Raw genomic sequence first — 1,628 nt, forward strand, 5'->3', positions numbered from 1 at the left:
GTGGGGGCTGGTCGCGCAGTTCCCCGCGCCCCTGAAGGGACGGGCCTGCGGCCCACCCTTCCCCCTGAAAAGCACGGGGCGCAGCCCCGGCCGCTTTTCAGGGGCGCGGGGAACTGCGCGAGAAACCACGAACCACCCGCACCCGCCGACGGACAGCGCCCCCACTGGGCGCCCGGCCCCACCCCAGCGGAGCGGCAAGGTGACCATCTCATCATTCGCTCGTTCTGCTGAACGTGCAGTCACAGGATGTCGCCCCGCGCCCCGCTCGTTCCCGCGACCGAGAGGCGGTGGTGGATGTCGACCAGGCGGAGGCCGCCCTCGTCGAGCACTACCCGCGTCTGGTACGGCTCGCCTACCTCACGCTGCCCCCGGCACTGGGCCGGAACCGGCGGGTGCTGACGGCACACTCGTTGACGCAGCGAGCCCTGCCGAGGGGCCGCCGCTCGACCTCGTCGATCCCGGCGCAGGCGACGGGGCGGGACCGTGATCCGGGGTACGCCTACGTCCGCCTCCGGGTCGTGCGCTCGGCGCTGGAGGCGGGGCTGCCCCTGTTCCGCGGTGCCTCCTGGCCCAAGCGGTCCCAGCTGCCGCCGTTGCTGCCCCGGGTGTGGGGGCTGCGGCTGTTCCCCCGGCCGGGCGGCGCCGATGAACTCGCCCTGGACCAGCGGCTGTCGGCCCTGTCGGCGGCGGCCCGTGCCGCGTATGTGCTGCGCGGACTGGAGCGGCTCCCCGACCCCGCGGTCCGGACCCTGCTGGAGCAGGCGGGTGCCGAGGACCCGGCGGCCGCGCTGGCGGAGGCCACCTCCGTACCGGCCGAGCAGTACGACCTGCTGACCTCTCCCGAGTTCGACCCCTGCTCGCTGCACGCCCGGCCGACCGATCTCGTACGGCGCCGGCACCATGTGCGGGCCGCGCTGGCCGCGACCGGCGCGGTGCTGATGTGCGGGGCGCTGCTCGGTCTGCCGGGTGACGTGTGGGGCCCGGACGACGCGGCGGCTCCCCCGTACACCCGGAACCCCGCCGCGCAGGCCGCCCTCGATCCGGGCCGGTTGACGAAGGCGGCGGCCACCGCCTGGGAGGCGACGGGCCGCACGGACTTCTCCACCTGGCCCGCGCGCGGTGACCTCACCGGCGACAAGGACCTGCTGCGGCGCGCCCTCGCCGTCTGGGCCCGCCCCGGCGAGTCCGTGCAGACCTCGGTGACCCCCGGCACCCAGGCGGGACCGCCGCCCGGTCCGCCGCAGCTGCTGTACGCGGGCGAGGTCGACAACCTGCGGGTGGTGCTCCTGTACGACGGCCTGCGCGTCGCCCGCTACGCGGAGCCGCTCGACAACCCGGGCGTCGCCGCCCTCGACCTCTCCCGTGTCGACGGGGCGACCGGGGGCGGGGCCGGAGCGCTGCTCCTAGGCCGGGCCGACGGCAACGTCCGCTATCTGACGGCCCCTTGGGTGCGGAAGGCCGCCGTACGGGATCTGGCACGGCCCTCGGAGGAGGTGGCGCCGCTCGCGCTGTCGAAGGACGGGGTGACGGGGCCGTTCGCCAGCCCGGCGGTACGGACCGGCAGGTGCGCGTCCTGGGACGTGCTGCAGCTGACCGAGGCGTCGGGGCGGACCCGGCTGCTGACCGAT

Annotated in this window: 1 protein-coding gene; it reads left to right on the forward strand. The window is 75.7% G+C overall.

Annotated features, from left to right (window positions below; all coding sequences use genetic code 11):
• Positions 1 to 233: 233 nt before the first annotated feature.
• Positions 234 to 1,628 (forward strand): hypothetical protein (locus AOK23_RS41835; protein ID WP_055717625.1); only part of this gene is annotated, 1,395 nt, incomplete at its 3' end.

It is taken from the genome of Streptomyces torulosus, assembly GCF_001419765.1.
GTDB lineage: Bacteria > Actinomycetota > Actinomycetes > Streptomycetales > Streptomycetaceae > Streptomyces > Streptomyces torulosus.